Raw genomic sequence first — 16,557 nt, 5'->3', positions numbered from 1 at the left:
GTAATGAGATAAATCGCCCCATAAGAGAGCCACAATGACGACTCAACTAGTTGAAAAACGCCTAGCGCCTAAATTGATGATCCAAGATCTGGATGAATTTATGGCGAAGATTGAAGAGCTTGCATCCCTGTTAAAACTGGATCTGAGCTTTGCTCAAGCTGACCATATTGCGCTGCGAATTAATGATACTGAAACAGCAAAAGCCGCGCATGAAGCATGGAATCAATACGGTAAGGTGATTTCACAAGCGAAAATCAACGGTCGTCCAATCATCGTTATCGAATTCGACAAAGCGTTGGAAAGCCGTGGTTGGAAGATTGAGTGTCTGGAACTGCCATACCCTGCGGAAGGCAAAATCTACCCAAATGAAAGCTGGGAACATGTGGAGTTTGTGATTCCGTCTCATGCCGAAACTGCAGACGAGTTTCTTGCTGATTTGAAACACACTTACCCAGCGTTTGGCGCGCGTTTTAATGAGTTGGAAGAGCTAGGTGTGAAGATCAAACTGTCGAGCCCGAAAGGGGATGGCGAACGCTTGAATAACCCAACAGTGGCGTTTAAGTACCAAGGCATTTGTATCAAGCTGCACCCGCATTCACTTAAGCGTATTGTGGAGTCTGAGCAGGCGTAACTTGCTTTACGTCGTGCGCTGTTAGTCAGAGGGGTCACTTAAACTCACAGTGTGCGGATATGAGATTCCTGATCTCGCTTAAGCTCGTCGGAATGACGCGCTTGAGTTGTTTGCGTTTGGTTAAGTGATGCGTACTAATTAGCTTTCATGCTCATGCCTCATTTACGTCATTCCCGAAAGCGACGAAGGAGCGTAGTCGGGAATCTCTTACAAGCACTTCAATAAAACATCCACCGACAGATAAAAAACGCGTAACGAAAAGACAATGCCTTCTCAAATTACGCGTTTTTAGCAGCTAGCAATCAGCTGCGAATTTAAAGAATAACCGTCTTATTGCCGTAAACAAAGACGTGGTCATTGATCACTTTATTCAAAGCCTTACTCAATACGTTCTTCTCTACATCGCGTCCCGCTTGCGCCATATCTTGGGCATTGAATGTATGGTCGACAGGAATTACGTCTTGCTTGATGATCGGCCCTTCATCTAAATCATTAGTCACGAAGTGTGCTGTTGCACCGATGATTTTCACACCGCGATCGTAAGCTTGTTGATATGGCTTCGCGCCAATAAAAGCAGGTAAGAAGCTGTGATGAATATTAATGATTTTGTGGTGATATTTCTCAACAAACGTCGGCGTTAATACGCGCATGTATTTAGCTAGCACCAAAAAGTCAGCATCGTATTGATCGATCACTTCTAGCATCTTCTGCTCGTGTTCTTCACGGCTAAGGTTTTCATGGGTCACATGGTGGTAAGGAATGTCGAAGCGCTCAGTGAGAGTTTGCAGTTTGTCGTAATTCCCCACCACAGCGGCGATCTCAACATCTAGGCTTCCATCGTAGGTTTTCATCAGAATATCGCCTAAACAATGCGCTTCTTTTGTGACGAGAATGACGATGCGCTTACGGCGAGAGCCAACCAATTTACGCTTAGCACCTTGCGGGAGAGCTTGGTCCAAGTCGGCAAGAAACGTTTGATCGTTGAAGTACCCCTCCAACTCCGTTCTCATGAAAAAGTGGCCACTGGTATTATCAACAAATTCGTTATTGTGAACGATGTTGAGTTGGTGCTTGTAACAGATATTAGTAATTTTCGAGATGAGACCCGGGGCGTCAGAACAGTGGGTCAACAGTGTTTTCTTTTCCATAAATCAGGTACTTCCATGCATTAATATTTTAGCGTACGAATTTGTTATTATTCCCTGGCGGGTGTAACTGTACTGCCATGTTTCACCATAAATAATCTATTCTTACGTTGGTTTCAACAAAATATCCGCGTGTCGCCGCAAGCTGGTCAGATTGTGGGCTGATGTCACTCCTATTCCTCTGATATACTCTCGATAATTTTTCAAACTCAATACCAAGCATGATCGCAAAAACTTTTTCCTCTGATGGCGCGTTAGGTAAGGCCATTCCTGGCTTTCAAGCTCGTCAGCCACAAATCGATATGGCGGAAGCCGTCAGCTGTGCGATCAAAGATCAAACCCAGTTGGTGGTGGAGGCAGGAACCGGAACCGGTAAGACCTTCGCCTACTTAGTCCCTGCGCTGTTAAGCGGTAAAAAAGTGATCATCAGTACAGGCTCGAAAAACTTGCAAGAGCAGTTGTACCATCGTGACTTACCGCTCATGGTCAATGCGCTTGGTTTTTATGGCCAAGTGGCGTTATTAAAAGGGCGTTCTAATTATCTGTGTTTGGATCGTTTGAGCCGCCAAATGGTCGAAAGCCACACTAATGAATCTGACCCGACGTTATTAACTCAACTGGTTAAAGTGCGTGCTTGGTCATCAGAAACCAAAACAGGTGACCTTGGTGATTGTGATGATCTGCCAGAAGACAGCATGATCATTCCGACTATCACCTCAACCAATGATAACTGTTTAGGTAAAGAATGTCCGAGCTACACTGATTGCTTTGTATTGAAAGCGCGTAAGCGAGCCATGGATTCCGACATTGTTGTAGTGAACCATCACTTGTTTCTTGCTGATTTAGCGATCAAAGAAACAGGATTCGGTGAACTGATTCCAGAAGCCGATGTGTTTATTTTTGATGAAGCTCATCAGTTGCCAGATATTGCGAGCGAATATTTCGGCCAGTCAGTTTCAAGCCGCCAAATTCACGATCTTGCCAAAGACATTGAAATAGCCTATCGCACCGAAGCCAAAGATATGCGTCAATTGCAAAAAGTGGGCGACAAACTCATGCAAAGCGCAATGGACATGCGGATTGTATTGGGTGAGCCAGGCTTTCGTGGCAACTGGCGTGAGGCGTTGCAATCAGGTTCTATTAAGCGAGAATTATTGCGCTTAACTGACAGCCTCGAATTGGCGATTGATGTACTCAAAATAGCTTTAGGGCGCAGTCAATTACTGGATACGGCCTTTGAACGAGCCAATTTGATCAAAGGCCGTATCGACCGGGTATGTGATGTCGATATTACCGGTTACTCATACTGGTACGATACCTCACCTCGTCATTTCGCTCTGCACATTACGCCTCTTTCTGTCGCGGACAAGTTCCATGAGCAAATAGAGATTAAACAAGGCGCGTGGATTTTCACGTCAGCAACCCTAGCTGTATCGGGCGACTTCAAGCACTTTACTGAGCGCCTTGGCCTCAAGCCTACAAAGCAATTTTCTCTGCCGTCCCCCTTTGATTATCAAAAACAAGCGCGCCTTTGTGTGCCAAGGTATTTGCCAGAGCCAAACAGTAACGGCTTAGCGGATAAGTTAGTCCGAATGCTTGCTCCGGTGATTGAAGAAAATGATGGTCGCTGCTTCTTTTTATGTACCTCGCACAGCATGATGCGTGAACTAGGTGAGAAGTTCCGAGAAGTACTTGAGCTGCCTGTGTTAATGCAAGGGGAGATGAGTAAGCAGAAAACCTTGGCGGAGTTTATGGAACTGGGTAACGCTTTACTCGTGGCGACGGGCGCTTTCTGGGAAGGGATTGATGTTAGAGGTGATGCGCTGAGCTGTGTTATTATCGACAAATTACCGTTTACCGCCCCTGACGATCCGTTACTCAAAGCCCGTATCGAGGATTGTCGATTACGTGGCGGTGAACCATTTGCTGAAGTACAAATCCCGGATGCAGTGATTACGTTAAAGCAGGGAGTCGGGCGATTAATTCGAGATCAGAAGGATCACGGTGCGTTGATCATTTGTGATAATCGCCTTGTCACGCGAGACTATGGTGGTATTTTCCTCGGAAGTCTACCACCTATCCCAAGGACGCGAGACTTAGATGGAATCAAAGCATTCCTGAAAGCAGAACAATCTGTCACAGACGCAAGTGCTGAGGCATAACCCAATAAATGAGAGTTGTAGAGAGTTAAATGAGCGCAAAAATTCTTGCTATCGATACAGCGACTGAAAACTGTTCAGTTGCGTTGTTGGCTAATGATCAAGTGATTTCACGTAGCGCGGTTGCACCACGCGATCACACCAAAAAAGTACTGCCAATGGTTGATGAAGTACTCAAAGAAGCTGGCCTGACTCTACAAGAGCTGGATGCGTTAGCGTTTGGACGTGGTCCAGGTAGCTTTACTGGCGTTCGTATCGGTATTGGTATCGCACAAGGTTTGGCGTTCGGTGCTGACTTACCTATGATCGGCGTTTCAACGCTGGCTGCAATGGCTCAAGGTAGCTATCGCTTACATGGTGTGACCGATGTCGCTGTGGCTATTGACGCACGTATGGGTGAAGTTTACTGGGCACGTTACACTCGCCAAGCAAACGGTGAGTGGGCAGAGATGGATGCAGAGTGCGTAATTCCACCAGCACGTCTCGTTGAAGAAGCACAAGCAGACGACAAAACGTGGACGACAGCAGGTACTGGTTGGGATGCTTACCAAGAAGTATTAGCAGACCTACCGTTTAATTTGACGCATGGTGACGTTCTGTACCCTGATTCACAAGACATTGTGATTCTTGCTGAACAAGAATTTAAAAAGGGTAATACCGTGCCGGTCGAAGATTCGAGCCCTGTTTATTTACGTGATAATGTGACATGGAAAAAACTTCCTGGTCGCGAATAGTCCGTTTTTCATTAACCTGACAAAAAGCAGGGCGTTTGCCCTGTATTTTTATGGAGTGCTATGGCGTCGATTAATGGCTTGCCTCCTTCTTTGATTCCCGGTGCAAATCGCACTAATAAAGCCAGTCAAAAGAAGCCGGTAAATAAATCACAAACAAAGCAGCCTGTAGGTCAGCCTTCAAAGGTTGCTAACGCCGTGGCGCACTCCATAAAACACGTGGATGAGTCCCAAATTCACCGAGCTCAAGTGCAATATGACCTTCCTGAAGGGGGCGCACGTAAAGCAATGGAGCAGTACATGGATGTCATGAATCGAGCTAAAAAAGAGGAACTGGCTCAATTACTTGGTGTCGATATTTACGTGTGAGATCTCCCCAGCTTGGGGTTACTAATATTGAAAGGTGGTTTATGAAGGTTTTTGGACGGTTTTTTCTCGCATTATTTGCTACGGTTGGTTTGTCTGCGTGTAGCTCGTTGCCAGAGGAGCTAAATGCAAGCACAGAATTGGTCGTTACAGACTATAAAGCTTTTGCTGAGTCTCAGGGGCAAGTGAGTGAAGATGTTCGCCTTGGTGGAATCATCGCTAAAGTGGATAACTTTAAAGATAAAACGCGTCTAGAGATTGTAAACCTTCCTATCAGTAAGTCTGGTAAACCTGATATTGATGAAGAGCCTACGGGGCGTTTTGTCGCCTATTTTGATGGCTATTTAGAGCCTGTCGCCTTTAGTGAAGGCCGTTTGGTGACGGTTGTAGGCAAAGGAGCAGGGGAAGAAGAAGGAAAGATCGGTGAGCACGGTTACATCTTCCCGGTAATTAAGGGGGAAGGGTACCGTTTATGGAAAATTGAAGAACGTGTACGCATGTATGACTCGCCAACCTACTTTTACCCATGTTACTCGATTAACTGCCGCATGTGGCGTAATGATTTCCCACAAGACGGTAAAGTGATAAAACAGGTCAAATAATCTGCGATGCATGAGCGTCAATTCGAGCTTCCTGCCGGCAAAATGGCAGCCCTTGAGATAGGGAACGAGAAAACGGCTGACTTGTCAGTCGTTTTTCTTCATGGGTGGTTAGATAATGCGGGCAGCTTTAAAGCGCTCATGGAGCAGTTGAACCAACTTAATCCTCACTTACACCTCCTCGCCATCGATCATTTTGGTCACGGTTTATCGAGTCATAAATCTCACGATAATTATTACCCCTTTCACGACTATATTGCCGATTTGTATCAGTTTTTGGACGAATTATCACCAAACAGACTGATATTAGTAGGGCATTCACTTGGTGCTTTAATCGCAAGTTGCTATAGTGCTGCGTTTCCAGAGCAGGTCGAAGGTCTTGTGCAAATTGAGGGAGCAGGACCTCTTACTGAAGAGCCTATTAACAGTTTGCCTCGTCTTCGCGATGGCGTTTTAAGTCGAATAAGACAGCAAAACAAGCCAGAGCGAGCCATTGCCTCCTTCGATCTGGCGTTAAAATTACGCATGCAAGCCAACCAATTAACCGCTGAGCAGCTTCTACCGATAGTCGAGCGTGGAACAGAGCAGCGAGGAGATAAATGGTATTGGCGGCATGACGCCAAGTTAAAATGTGCGTCGCTTTACCGAATGGCGCAAGCGCATGCTAACTCGATTACCAGCCAAATACGTTGTCCTCATTTGATTGTATTAGGCGATCAAGGATTTCAGAATTTACCATCTAACCAAGCTGATTGGGGAGAGAACCCACCGCAAGTGGTTTCTGTCAAGGGTGGTCATCACTGTCATTTAGAGCAAATACTCGAGGTCGCAACGCGAATTCTTGGTGTAGTTAACAAAATTTAAACAAGTGTTTGAGAGTTGCGTGCTCAAGCACGTTCGCTGTGCTGTAATAGCTTTCAAAATAAAAAGGACGCTATTTTTTAGCCAGTTATAAACGAGGAGTAACATCGTGGATAAACCATGGCTTTCACGTTATCCAAGTGACGTACCTGAAACCATTAATCCAGAGCAATATGAGTCTTTGGTAGAAATGTTTGAACAGTCTGTACAAAAATATGCAGACCAACCAGCATTCATGAACATGGGCTCGGTTATGACCTTCCGTAAATTGGAAGAGCGTAGTCGCGCATTCGCAGCGTATCTGCAAAACGAGTTAAAACTGCAAAAGGGTGACCGCGTTGCTCTGATGATGCCAAACTTACTGCAATACCCAGTAGCATTATTTGGTATTTTGCGTGCAGGTTGTATCGCCGTAAACGTTAACCCACTTTACACTCCTCGTGAACTTGAACACCAATTGAATGACTCAGGTGCGACGACGATTGTGATTGTGTCTAACTTTGCGAATACACTAGAACAAATCGTCGATAAAACACCAGTCAAACACGTAGTGTTAACCAGTCTTGGCCAAATGCTGCCACGTGCGAAAGGTACGATTGTCGATTTCGTGGTGAAATACGTAAAAGGTATGGTTCCTAAGTACGATCTACCGGGCGCAATTTCAATGCGCAAAGCACTGCGCAAAGGTCGTCGTCTACAATACGTTAAACCGTTTATGTCTGGGGATGACATTGCATTCCTGCAATATACGGGGGGGACGACAGGTGTCGCGAAAGGTGCGATTCTGACTCACCGCAACATGATTGCGAACGTTCTACAGGCAAAAGGCGCGTACGGACCGGTTTTATCTCCGGGGCGTGAATTAGTCGTGACAGCGTTACCGCTGTATCACGTATTTGCTCTTACCGTAAACTGTCTGCTGTTTGTCGAAATGGGTGGTCGTAACTTACTTATTACCAACCCTAGAGATATTCCAGGGTTCGTGAAAGAGCTACAAAAGCATCCGTTTACTGCGATTACGGGCGTGAATACCTTATTTAATGCATTGGTCAATAATGAAGATTTCCATGAGTTGGATTTCAGTAATCTACGTTTAGCTGTTGGCGGCGGCATGGCAGTGCAGCGCTCAGTGGCGGAAAGATGGCAAAAGACCACGGGTTGCTACTTGCTCGAAGGTTACGGTCTAACAGAGTGTTCTCCGTTGGTGGCGGCATATCCGCATGATCTTGTTGAATACAATGGCTCTATTGGTCTGCCGGTACCATCAACAGAAGTTCGTATCGTGGATGAAGAAGGCAACGCTCTTGCGAATACTGAAACTGGTGAACTTCAAGTTCGTGGTCCTCAGGTTATGCAAGGTTACTGGCAACGACCTGAAGCAACGAAAGATACGATTAACGAAGACGGCTGGCTATCAACTGGCGACATCGTTAAGTTCGATGACGAAGGCTTCCTGCATATCGTTGACCGTAAGAAAGACATGATCTTAGTATCAGGCTTTAATGTTTACCCGAACGAAATCGAAGACGTTGTAGCACTACACGGCAAAGTACTTGAAGTTGCTGCTATTGGTCAGCCGCATGAAGTGTCTGGTGAATTAGTGAAGATTTATGTCGTGAAACGCGATCCGAGCTTGACCAAAGACGAAGTGATCGCGCATTGTCGAGAACACCTAACTGGCTACAAAGTTCCGAAGTTGGTTGAATTCCGCGAAGACTTACCTAAAACCAATGTCGGTAAGATCTTGCGTCGTGTTTTACGCGAAGAGAATGACGCTGAACTTGCGAAGAAAAGCGCATAAGCCGATTTCGTCGAGTCGAGAGATTTAAAAAATGATAGAATGCCAGCGTTTTGCTGGCATTTTTTATAGCGAGAAGTATGTGAACTATCAAATTATTACTAAAAACAAAGACCTAGAAGAGGTTTGCACTCATGCCCGAGAGGCAGACGTAGTGATGCTGGATACCGAATTCGTTCGTATTCGCACTTTCTACCCGCAGTTAGGTCTGATTCAGCTTTTCGATGGTAATCGCCTCTCGCTGATTGATCCGACTGAATTAACGGATATGACGCCGTTTGTAGCGCTATTAAAAGATACTTCTGTGCTAAAAGTGCTGCACGCATGTGGTGAAGATTTAGAAGTTTTCCAAAACGCTTTTGGTTGTACACCATTCCCTATGGTGGATACGCAGCTGATGGCCGCTTTTCTCGGTCACGGCCTATCGACAGGCTTCGCATCGCTGGTGGAAGAATATTTAGGCGTAGAGCTCGACAAAAGTGAATCACGTACCGACTGGATGGCTCGTCCACTGACACAAAAGCAATTAGATTATGCTGCCGCAGATGTTCATTACTTGTTACCGTTATACGAAAAGCTGTTCGATAAGGTGACGCAAGCAGGTTGGTGGGAAGCTGTACAGCAAGAAAGTGATTTACTCGTTTCGAAACGTATTCGCGTAACCAATGAAGAGAATGCCTACCTTGATATTAAGGGCGCTTGGCAATTAAAACCTTCTGAGCTGGCGATTTTAAAGCCATTGGCGACGTGGCGTTATCGTGAAGCAATCAAACGAGATTTAGCGCTGAACTTTATCTTCAAAGAAGGTGATCTATTAACGGTCGCTCGTCTTGGTTTAACGAACTTTAAGAAGATGGAAGCAGAAGATATTGATATCCGAGCGATTAACCGCCATGGCGCGAAGATTGCCGCGATTGTTAAACAAGCGAAGCAAACACCTTCTGAAGAGTATCCTGCGAAAATTGAGCGTTTAATGGACTATCCGGGTTACAAGCAGGTCTTCAAAAATATGAAAGACTTGGTGAAATCGGCTTCGCAGAAGTCAGGTTTAGCCACGGAGTTCCTTGCCTCTAAAAAGCAGATCAATCAGTTGATCAGTTGGGTTTGGAAAAAAGATCGTGACCCAGAAGTATTGCCTGATTTGATGCAAGGGTGGCGTTTGGATTTACTCGGCGACAAGATGAACAAAGCATTAAAGTAATGAAAGATGAAAAAGGTTGGCCTCGATGCCAACCTTTTTCGTTCTAATTAGAGCATTCGTCTTGCGAGAGAAACTGATTACTTTTCTTCGTCTGGTAGCTTCACATTCAGCTCAAGAACTGAGATATCGTCGTCTTTGTGCTCAAATGTTAAGTCAACCATATTTGGATCAATTGCCACGTACTTGCTGATCACCTTCAAGATGTCTTCTTTTAATTGAGGCAAGTAAGACGGCGCAGGATCATTTTGGCTGCGGCGCTCTGCGACAATGATTTGCAAACGCTCTTTAGCTAGATTCGCAGAAGTTTTCTTCTGTGGACGGAAAAATTCTAATAATGACATGTCTAGCCTCCAAAGAGTCGTTTAAAGAGTCCTTTCTTCTCCTCAGTAAGGAAACGAAATTCAACCTGATTGCCTAATAAGCGATCAACGGTGTCAGAATAAGCCATACCCGCATCGGTGTTATCGTCAAAAGTGACTGGCACACCTTTGTTTGACGCGTTAAGCACGGCTTGGCTTTCTGGAATCACGCCCAGTAGTGGAATATGTAAGATCTCCTCTACGTCTTCAACGCTTAGCATTTCGCCTTGAGTGACGCGAGATGGGTTGTAGCGAGTCAGTAACAGATGCTGTTTTACTGGCTCTAGCCCTTGTTCTGCACGCAGTGACTTAGAATCTAAAATACCGAGAATGCGGTCAGAGTCACGCACAGAAGAGACTTCTGGGTTCGTTGTGACAATGGCTTCATCGGCATAGTACAAGGCCATTAACGCGCCTTGTTCGATACCTGCTGGTGAATCACAAATAATGAAATCAAAGCCCATTTCATCAAGTTCGCCGAATACGCGCTGAACACCATCTTTTGTCAGTGCGTCTTTATCACGAGTTTGAGAAGCAGGAAGAATAAATAGGTTGTCCGTGCGCTTATCTTTGATCAGCGCTTGGTTTAATGTCGCTTCACCGTTAATGACGTTTACAAAGTCATACACGACGCGGCGCTCACAGCCCATGATTAGATCGAGGTTACGCAAACCGATGTCAAAATCGATCACCGCGGTCTTTTTTCCCTTAAGAGCTAGACCAGAGGCGATGGCTGCGCTTGAAGTGGTTTTACCAACGCCACCTTTACCAGACGTTACTACAATAATGCGTGCCATTTTTTTTCCTTTTTAGATTAAATCGCGAGAACTTCTAAATGTAATGATTCATCGGCTTTACTGATCATTACTTTCTTTTGCCAGTACTCGCTTTCAATTTGATCGCTTAACCAGTAGTCACCCGCAATGGATACCAGTTCTGCTTGTAAATCGTGGCAAATAATACGCGCTTCCTGCTGACCACTTGCTCCTGCAATCGCACGACCTCGAAGTGTGCCATGGATATGAATAGAGCCGTCAGCAATGACTTCAGCACCTGCACTTACGTGCGCTAGCACCACCAAATCACCATCTTTTGCGTAGATCTGTTGTCCTGAGCGGACAGGCGTACGAACTACTTTCGTTGGTGCCATTTTGGCAGGTGCTTGGCTTGGCGATTTGCTCGCCGACATAATGGCGAAGCCAGCTTCGGAAGCAAGGTTTTGTACACGCTTGTCTTTACAGCCCGTTACACCGACCGGAATAAAACCGGCATCTGAGATGCCTTGTTTAAGCTTAGGGAAATCAATGTCGCCTTGTACTTTTGCTATATTGATTACCAAAGGCGCGGATGCAAAAAAAGAAGGTGCTTGAGAAACTTTTTCTTGCAAAAATTCGACAGTCTTTGCGATCTCATTGTCAGAAAGGTGTAAAACTGACAATGTAAAACTGCTACCTTTAAGGTCTGGTGAATGGGTCATCGTGGACTTCTTGCCTTTATTGAAAGAGCGTTGCCTTAAACTAGGTATGTCATGTTATATTTCATCCTTTGACGCAGCAAGTTCTCTCGTGGGCAAATAGGTGAATTAATCTCAAATTTGCTATTAAGTTTGCGAGAATTTGACGTTTACAACCTAATCCGCACTCAACGCGGCTAAATCAGCATAAAAGGCGTGTCATGCTTTGTTCTATTTATAAAAGCTCGAAAAAAGAAGGTACTTATCTCTATATTCCGAAAAAGGATGATTTTTCACAGGTTCCTGACACCTTAATGCAGATGTTCGGTAAGCCTATCGCTGTCATGACGATTAAACTTGATGGCCGTAAATTGGCACAAGTTGATATCGAAAAAGTGAAGGCTTCATTACAAAATGATGGCTTCTTTCTTCAGGTTCCACCGCCGCCGGAGAACCTATTAGAAAAGTACAAAGAACAAAAAGCCCAGCAGAAAGGCGAATAACGTCATCGTTTTTCATCTGGGATTTCTGCCTTGCTCAAGGAGGGCAATATGAAAAAGATACTGGCTACCATGCTTAGCGTTGGTATGTGTACCTCGGCTTTTGCAAGTAGCGAGGGTTTTGATGAATACTTGAATAAGCTGCGTGCTGAAGCTCGTGATAAAGGTATCTCAGAGCAGGTCATTAGTGCTGCTTTTGCTAATGTTGAGTACAAGCCGCGAGCAGTAAAAGCGGACCGAAACCAACCAGAAAAGAAACTGACATTGGATGAGTACATTCCTCGCGCGGTGCCTGAATGGAAGGTGAAGCAAGCCAGACAACTCTACAAAGAGCATTACACCGAGCTAAAGCGTATAGGCGATGAGTACGGTGTCCACCCGCGCTTTATTGTGGCGCTTTGGGGAGTTGAAAGTAACTTTGGTAAGTTTACCGGCAACTTTAAAGTGATTGATGCACTATCCACAATGGCATTTGAAGGCCGTCGTGAAGAGTTTTTCCGTAAAGAGACTATGTCGGCACTTCAGATCCTCGATCAAGGCCATATTGAGCTAGAGAACTTTAAAGGCTCATGGGCTGGTGCGATGGGTCAATGCCAGTTTATGCCAAGCTCTTTCCTTCGTTTTGCTGCTGACGGCAACGGTGATGGTAAAAAAGACATATGGCAATCTGAAGCGGACGTGTTTGCATCAACCGCTAACTATTTGAGCAAGTCTGGTTGGGATGATAAATATACTTGGGGTCGCCAAGTTAAGGTTCCTAAAAATATTGATCGCAGCCTAGAAGGGCGCACGGCTGAAAAAGGCAAATACCTTCAAGAGTGGAGCCAATTAGGTATCACAAAATATGACGGTAGCCCGTTGCCAAAACTGGATGAAGACATCAAAGCATGGTTGATCATGCCGGACGACGAGAATGGTCGTACGTATCTGGTTTACAATAACTACAACGTATTGATGAAGTGGAACCGCTCTTACTACTTCGCACTTGCTGTGAGTCACTTGGCTGACCGCATTAAATACTGATCTGCCATCAAACAATTTGGCATTCAGTCTTCAATACAAGGGCTCTTCGGAGCCCTTTGTTTTTTCTATAACCAAATCGAGGTAAAGCGTGTTATCTGAACGTGCCGCACAAATGGTGATTTTCTCCGCTCTTCTTAAACACAAAAGCTTCACAGCTGCTGCAAAGAGCTTAGGCGTGTCGGTGTCTCATGTGAGTAAACAGTTGAGTCAGTTAGAAGCGTCTCTTGGTATCAAGCTTGTTCAACGCACTACGCGAAGCTTTACGCCGACTGAGGCAGGGAAAACCTTTTTTCATCACTGTGAGCAAGTGGTACAAGCGGTGAGCAGCGCCACATTAGAGATGGAAACCCAGCGGGATGAAGTGGCAGGTTTGGTACGTCTTGGGTTGTCGCAATCATTTGGTACCTTACACATTATTCCAGCGATTCAAGAGTTACGCGAACTGTATCCTCAACTTCAAGTGGAAGTACATCTGTTTGACTATAAGGTCGATATGTTAGCCGAAGGGCTCGATTTATGGGTAACCAACAACGAGCATTTGCCTGAAGGTTACATTGCGCAGCGTTTGACGGATTGCCAGTTTGTTGTTGCGGCATCGCCAGATTACTTATTGAAACATGACACGCCAGCAGAACCGGATGACCTATCTGCTCACAACTGCCTCATATACAGAAGCTGGGAGCGTGACTATACGGGGTGGGCGTTTACCAAAGATCAGCAAGAATTGAATGTAAAAGTCTCGGGTAACTATTCAGTGGATCTGGCAGAAGCCGTTCGGGATGCGGCTATTGCAGGTTGGGGTATTGCCTACCTTGCCACTTACTTGCTGGGGGATGAGTTTAGAACGGGTAAGTTAATACAGCTGTTACCTGACTGGAAAGCCAGCCAGTCGATGCCGTTTTATGCGGTATACCCAAGCCGCCAGCATATGCCAAAAAAAATATCCGCAGTGATTAACTTTATCAAACAGAAGATCGGCAACCCTTGTCATTGGGACCAACGTTTGGCGCCTTACATCTCTATTCCTAAATAACAGGATCAATGACGTTGTAGAACGACACATAAGGTGATTCACTTCACAAAAATTTTTCCTGAATCAGAAACATATTTTCCATATGGAAACAATTAAAATAAGCAAACGTTTATCTTCAATAAATTCAATTGGTTATTTTGTTGGTCAGTTATTGGTCGCTTAAACTTTTCACACTGTTAACATCCTCAACTTGCAGCATTTTGAGTCCGCTATACAATCCAGTGCCTTCCATATCCCCCTTCTGTCGGATTCATTTTATGAACTCAATTATTGGTATCGTAGCCATACTATTCCTAGCATGGCTACTTTCTACAAATAGAAAAAATATAAAGCTGAAAACGGTGTCGTTTGCGTTTGCTTTGCAGGTACTGTTTGCGTTGTTGGTTTTATATGTACCAGCAGGAAGAGATGCGCTGAATTCAGTGAGCAGTGTTGTGTCGAATTTGATCAACTATGGTCAAGAGGGCATTGCGTTTTTATTCGGTAATTTGGCGACAGGGGGCTTCACCTTTGCGATCAATGTTCTGGGTATCATCGTTTTCTTCTCCTCTCTTATCTCAGGTCTTTATCACATTGGTGTGATGCCAAAAATCATTAACTTTATCGGTGGTGGTATTCAAAAGCTGCTGGGTATCGGTCGTGCTGAGTCTTTGTCTGCTACGGCGAATATCTTTGTTGGTACCATTGAAGCACCATTAATGGTAAAGCCTTACCTAAAACACATGACTGACTCGCAGTTCTTTGCAGTTATGACAGGTGGTTTAGCGTCAGTTGCTGGCGGAACGTTGGTTGGTTACGCATCACTGGGTGTCGACCTCAACTATCTTATTGCTGCTGCATTTATGTCGGCACCTGCCGGCTTGTTGATGGCAAAAATTTTAATGCCAGAAGATACGGATAAAGTAGCAGATATCGACATTAGCCAAGTTGAAATTCCACGTGCAACCAACGTAGTAGAAGCATTAGCCGATGGTGCCATGGCGGGTGTACGCATTGCTGTATCGGTCGGTGGTACGTTACTGGCGTTTATTAGTGTCATTGCAATGCTAAACGGCATGTTAGGCTGGATAGGTGATCTTATCGGGACACCATTAAGTTTTGAGCTCATCCTAGGTTTTGTGTTTGCGCCAGTCGCTTGGTTGTTGGGTATACCATGGCAAGAAGCAACCACAGCAGGCTCGCTGATTGGTAACAAGATTGTGGTGAATGAGTTCGTCGCTTTCATCCAGCTTGCAGAAGTGAAGTCTCAACTTAGTGAACACTCACAAGCAATCGTGACGTTTGCTTTGTGTGGCTTTGCAAACATCTCAAGCATGGCGATGCTGATTGGTGGGTTGGGCTCATTGGTACCAGAAAAGCGTGCATTTGTTTCTAAGCATGGTTTCCGTGCGATTATCGCTGGTGTCATGGCGAACTTAATGAGCGCTTCGATTGCGGGTGTGATTTTAAGTCTGTAATTGAAATAGATATCAACAATTAGCAAAAAGGCTCCTTGCGGAGCCTTTTTCGTATCTGAAGCTTTACGTTATTTGTCTGTGTGGAACTGTTCGCAAGCGAGCATCGTGTTCTCAATTAAACTTGCGACGGTCATTGGGCCAACTCCACCAGGAACAGGAGTAATAAAGCTCGCACTTTCACGTGCTTTGTCGTATTCCACGTCGCCAACTAGTTTGCCTGAGTCAAGACGGTTAATACCGACATCGACCACCACTGCGCCTTTTTTAATCCACTCACCAGGGATAAAGTTAGGCTTACCAACCGCAACCACGACAACGTCAGCTTGACGCACATGACTCTCTAGGTCTTTGGTAAAACGGTGACATGTTGTTGTTGTGCAGCCCGCAAGCAGCAGCTCAAGTGTCATTGGACGACCAACAATGTTTGATGCGCCAACCACAACCGCATGTTTACCACGTAGCTCAATGTTGTAACGGTCGAGTAGGGTAATGATGCCCTTTGGCGTGCAAGAGCGAAGCTTTGGAATACGTTGCGCAAGACGGCCAACGTTATAAGGGTGGAAGCCATCCACGTCCTTCTCTGGGTGAATGCGCTCTAAAACATGTGTTGTGTTTATACCTGCAGGAAGGGGTAATTGCACTAGAATGCCGTCAATTTCATCATCGTTGTTTAATTCATCAATCAGCGCTAGTAACTCTTCTTCTGAGCTAGACGCAGGAAGGTCAAAAGACTTAGAAACAAACCCAACTTCTTCACATGCGCGGCGTTTGCTACCGACATAAACTTGAGAAGCAGGATCTTCACCAACTAGAACCACTGCTAAACCAGGAGCACGTAGCCCAGCTTCAACACGTGCTTTAACACGTGCAGCCACTTCGGATCGAACAGTTTGGGAAATGAGAGTTCCGTCTATATTTTGAGCAGTCATGACTTTCCTTATAAATTAAGAAGGCAGATTATCTGCGGCGCATTGTCGCAGAATTTCTTATCAACATCCATACGCAAACGTTTGCTTTGTGGTGTTTTTGAACATTAAGCGTTTTAATGGACTTTTTTTAGGCATTCAGATCAGAATGTTATGAAAACCCGTTGATTTACCCGTTTGAACTCGTATAATCCTGTCCCTGTAGCGCGCCCTTAGCTCAGCTGGATAGAGCACGTCCCTTCTAAGGATGTGGTCATTGGTTCGAATCCAATAGGGCGTGCCATTTATTCAAAAGCCCCGATAACTCTTTGAGTT

General features: G+C 45.2%; 17 protein-coding genes and 1 tRNA gene. 13 read left to right on the top strand and 5 right to left on the bottom strand.

Annotated elements, in window-relative coordinates:
* The first annotated feature begins 34 nt into the window (after nt 1-34).
* The gene (locus J4N40_RS12180) at nt 35-631 is read left to right on the top strand and encodes a VOC family protein (RefSeq protein WP_250654264.1); all 597 of its coding nucleotides are present in this window, start codon (nt 35-37) and stop codon (nt 629-631) included.
* Nucleotides 632-945: 314 nt separating this feature from the next.
* On the opposite strand, the gene purU is transcribed toward J4N40_RS12180, so the two are convergent.
* Nucleotides 946-1,779 carry a formyltetrahydrofolate deformylase gene (purU, locus tag J4N40_RS12175; RefSeq protein ID WP_005382206.1) on the bottom strand — a complete coding sequence of 278 codons (834 nt, stop codon included), beginning with the start codon at nt 1,777-1,779 and terminating at the stop codon, nt 946-948.
* Nucleotides 1,780-1,997: 218 nt separating this feature from the next.
* On the opposite strand from purU, the gene yoaA reads away from it, so the two are divergent.
* The 7 genes from yoaA to rnd all read left to right on the top strand — a co-directional run bounded on the left by yoaA (nt 1,998) and on the right by rnd (nt 9,491).
* The gene (yoaA, locus tag J4N40_RS12170; RefSeq protein ID WP_250654263.1) at nt 1,998-3,938 is read left to right on the top strand and encodes a DNA repair helicase YoaA; all 1,941 of its coding nucleotides are present in this window, start codon (nt 1,998-2,000) and stop codon (nt 3,936-3,938) included.
* Nucleotides 3,939-3,967: 29 nt separating this feature from the next.
* A complete protein-coding gene (gene tsaB, locus J4N40_RS12165) occupies nt 3,968-4,669 on the top strand; it encodes a tRNA (adenosine(37)-N6)-threonylcarbamoyltransferase complex dimerization subunit type 1 TsaB (protein ID WP_033906910.1) in 702 nt (233 codons plus the stop codon).
* A 60-nt stretch (nt 4,670-4,729) separates the two neighbouring features.
* Nucleotides 4,730-5,035, top strand: a complete 306-nt coding sequence (locus J4N40_RS12160; protein WP_005382213.1) for a hypothetical protein — start codon at nt 4,730-4,732, stop codon at nt 5,033-5,035.
* A gap of 41 nt (nt 5,036-5,076) precedes the next feature.
* Nucleotides 5,077-5,634 carry a Slp family lipoprotein gene (locus tag J4N40_RS12155; RefSeq protein WP_005382214.1) on the top strand — a complete coding sequence of 186 codons (558 nt, stop codon included), beginning with the start codon at nt 5,077-5,079 and terminating at the stop codon, nt 5,632-5,634.
* Between the two features lie 6 nt (nt 5,635-5,640).
* Nucleotides 5,641-6,495 (top strand): alpha/beta fold hydrolase, encoded by an 855-nt coding sequence (locus J4N40_RS12150; RefSeq protein ID WP_047102882.1) that lies wholly within the window; start codon nt 5,641-5,643, stop codon nt 6,493-6,495.
* A gap of 106 nt (nt 6,496-6,601) precedes the next feature.
* Nucleotides 6,602-8,293 (top strand): long-chain-fatty-acid--CoA ligase FadD, encoded by a 1,692-nt coding sequence (gene fadD, locus J4N40_RS12145; protein WP_033906908.1) that lies wholly within the window; start codon nt 6,602-6,604, stop codon nt 8,291-8,293.
* Nucleotides 8,294-8,372: 79 nt separating this feature from the next.
* Nucleotides 8,373-9,491, top strand: a complete 1,119-nt coding sequence (gene rnd / locus J4N40_RS12140; RefSeq protein ID WP_031777213.1) for a ribonuclease D — start codon at nt 8,373-8,375, stop codon at nt 9,489-9,491.
* A 77-nt stretch (nt 9,492-9,568) separates the two neighbouring features.
* Here rnd and minE read toward each other — a convergent pair whose 3' ends face one another.
* The 3 genes from minE to minC are packed head-to-tail and all read right to left on the bottom strand — an operon-like array spanning nt 9,569 to nt 11,327.
* Nucleotides 9,569-9,832 carry a cell division topological specificity factor MinE gene (gene minE / locus J4N40_RS12135; RefSeq protein WP_005388332.1) on the bottom strand — a complete coding sequence of 88 codons (264 nt, stop codon included), beginning with the start codon at nt 9,830-9,832 and terminating at the stop codon, nt 9,569-9,571.
* A gap of 2 nt (nt 9,833-9,834) precedes the next feature.
* A complete protein-coding gene (gene minD, locus J4N40_RS12130; RefSeq protein ID WP_005388331.1) occupies nt 9,835-10,647 on the bottom strand; it encodes a septum site-determining protein MinD in 813 nt (270 codons plus the stop codon).
* A 17-nt stretch (nt 10,648-10,664) separates the two neighbouring features.
* Nucleotides 10,665-11,327: a septum site-determining protein MinC gene (minC, locus tag J4N40_RS12125; protein WP_005382304.1), complete on the bottom strand. Its 663-nt coding sequence runs from the start codon at nt 11,325-11,327 to the stop codon at nt 10,665-10,667.
* A 197-nt stretch (nt 11,328-11,524) separates the two neighbouring features.
* Between minC and J4N40_RS12120 the strand changes: the two genes are divergently transcribed.
* The 4 genes from J4N40_RS12120 to J4N40_RS12105 all read left to right on the top strand — a co-directional run bounded on the left by J4N40_RS12120 (nt 11,525) and on the right by J4N40_RS12105 (nt 15,316).
* Nucleotides 11,525-11,806, top strand: a complete 282-nt coding sequence (locus J4N40_RS12120) for a YcgL domain-containing protein (protein ID WP_005382303.1) — start codon at nt 11,525-11,527, stop codon at nt 11,804-11,806.
* 48 nt (nt 11,807-11,854) lie between these two features.
* Nucleotides 11,855-12,826: a lytic murein transglycosylase gene (locus J4N40_RS12115; RefSeq protein WP_005388330.1), complete on the top strand. Its 972-nt coding sequence runs from the start codon at nt 11,855-11,857 to the stop codon at nt 12,824-12,826.
* Nucleotides 12,827-12,914: 88 nt separating this feature from the next.
* Nucleotides 12,915-13,859: a LysR family transcriptional regulator gene (locus tag J4N40_RS12110; RefSeq protein ID WP_005382299.1), complete on the top strand. Its 945-nt coding sequence runs from the start codon at nt 12,915-12,917 to the stop codon at nt 13,857-13,859.
* A gap of 257 nt (nt 13,860-14,116) precedes the next feature.
* A complete protein-coding gene (locus J4N40_RS12105) occupies nt 14,117-15,316 on the top strand; it encodes a NupC/NupG family nucleoside CNT transporter (protein ID WP_170897202.1) in 1,200 nt (399 codons plus the stop codon).
* Between the two features lie 68 nt (nt 15,317-15,384).
* Here the strand turns inward: J4N40_RS12105 and folD are convergent, their stop codons facing one another.
* Complete coding sequence (gene folD, locus J4N40_RS12100) at nt 15,385-16,245, bottom strand: bifunctional methylenetetrahydrofolate dehydrogenase/methenyltetrahydrofolate cyclohydrolase FolD (RefSeq protein ID WP_054702170.1); 861 nt, start codon at nt 16,243-16,245, stop codon at nt 15,385-15,387.
* 203 nt (nt 16,246-16,448) lie between these two features.
* Between folD and J4N40_RS12095 the strand changes: the two genes are divergently transcribed.
* Nucleotides 16,449-16,525: transfer RNA gene (locus J4N40_RS12095), tRNA-Arg, on the top strand.
* Nucleotides 16,526-16,557: the final 32 nt, after the last annotated feature.

The sequence above is a fragment of the Vibrio sp. SCSIO 43097 genome (assembly GCF_023650755.1).
Classification (GTDB): Bacteria; Pseudomonadota; Gammaproteobacteria; order Enterobacterales; family Vibrionaceae; genus Vibrio; species Vibrio alginolyticus.
The sequence above is the reverse complement of the archived record's forward strand: the minus strand, read 5'-3'. Positions and strand labels throughout refer to the sequence as shown.

What these genes read in the sequence shown, in the direction of transcription:
- J4N40_RS12155 (WP_005382214.1), top strand. Translation starts at nt 5,077, where the DNA reads ATGAAGGTTTTTGGACGGTTTTTTCTCGCATTATTTGCTACGGTTGGT.
- yoaA (WP_250654263.1), top strand. Translation starts at nt 1,998, where the DNA reads ATGATCGCAAAAACTTTTTCCTCTGATGGCGCGTTAGGTAAGGCCATT.
- purU (WP_005382206.1), bottom strand. Translation starts at nt 1,779, where the DNA reads ATGGAAAAGAAAACACTGTTGACCCACTGTTCTGACGCCCCGGGTCTC.
- tsaB (WP_033906910.1), top strand. Translation starts at nt 3,968, where the DNA reads ATGAGCGCAAAAATTCTTGCTATCGATACAGCGACTGAAAACTGTTCA.
- minE (WP_005388332.1), bottom strand. Translation starts at nt 9,832, where the DNA reads ATGTCATTATTAGAATTTTTCCGTCCACAGAAGAAAACTTCTGCGAAT.
- J4N40_RS12160 (WP_005382213.1), top strand. Translation starts at nt 4,730, where the DNA reads ATGGCGTCGATTAATGGCTTGCCTCCTTCTTTGATTCCCGGTGCAAAT.
- folD (WP_054702170.1), bottom strand. Translation starts at nt 16,245, where the DNA reads ATGACTGCTCAAAATATAGACGGAACTCTCATTTCCCAAACTGTTCGA.
- J4N40_RS12150 (WP_047102882.1), top strand. Translation starts at nt 5,641, where the DNA reads ATGCATGAGCGTCAATTCGAGCTTCCTGCCGGCAAAATGGCAGCCCTT.
- minC (WP_005382304.1), bottom strand. Translation starts at nt 11,327, where the DNA reads ATGACCCATTCACCAGACCTTAAAGGTAGCAGTTTTACATTGTCAGTT.
- J4N40_RS12180 (WP_250654264.1), top strand. Translation starts at nt 35, where the DNA reads ATGACGACTCAACTAGTTGAAAAACGCCTAGCGCCTAAATTGATGATC.
- J4N40_RS12115 (WP_005388330.1), top strand. Translation starts at nt 11,855, where the DNA reads ATGAAAAAGATACTGGCTACCATGCTTAGCGTTGGTATGTGTACCTCG.
- J4N40_RS12120 (WP_005382303.1), top strand. Translation starts at nt 11,525, where the DNA reads ATGCTTTGTTCTATTTATAAAAGCTCGAAAAAAGAAGGTACTTATCTC.
- J4N40_RS12105 (WP_170897202.1), top strand. Translation starts at nt 14,117, where the DNA reads ATGAACTCAATTATTGGTATCGTAGCCATACTATTCCTAGCATGGCTA.
- minD (WP_005388331.1), bottom strand. Translation starts at nt 10,647, where the DNA reads ATGGCACGCATTATTGTAGTAACGTCTGGTAAAGGTGGCGTTGGTAAA.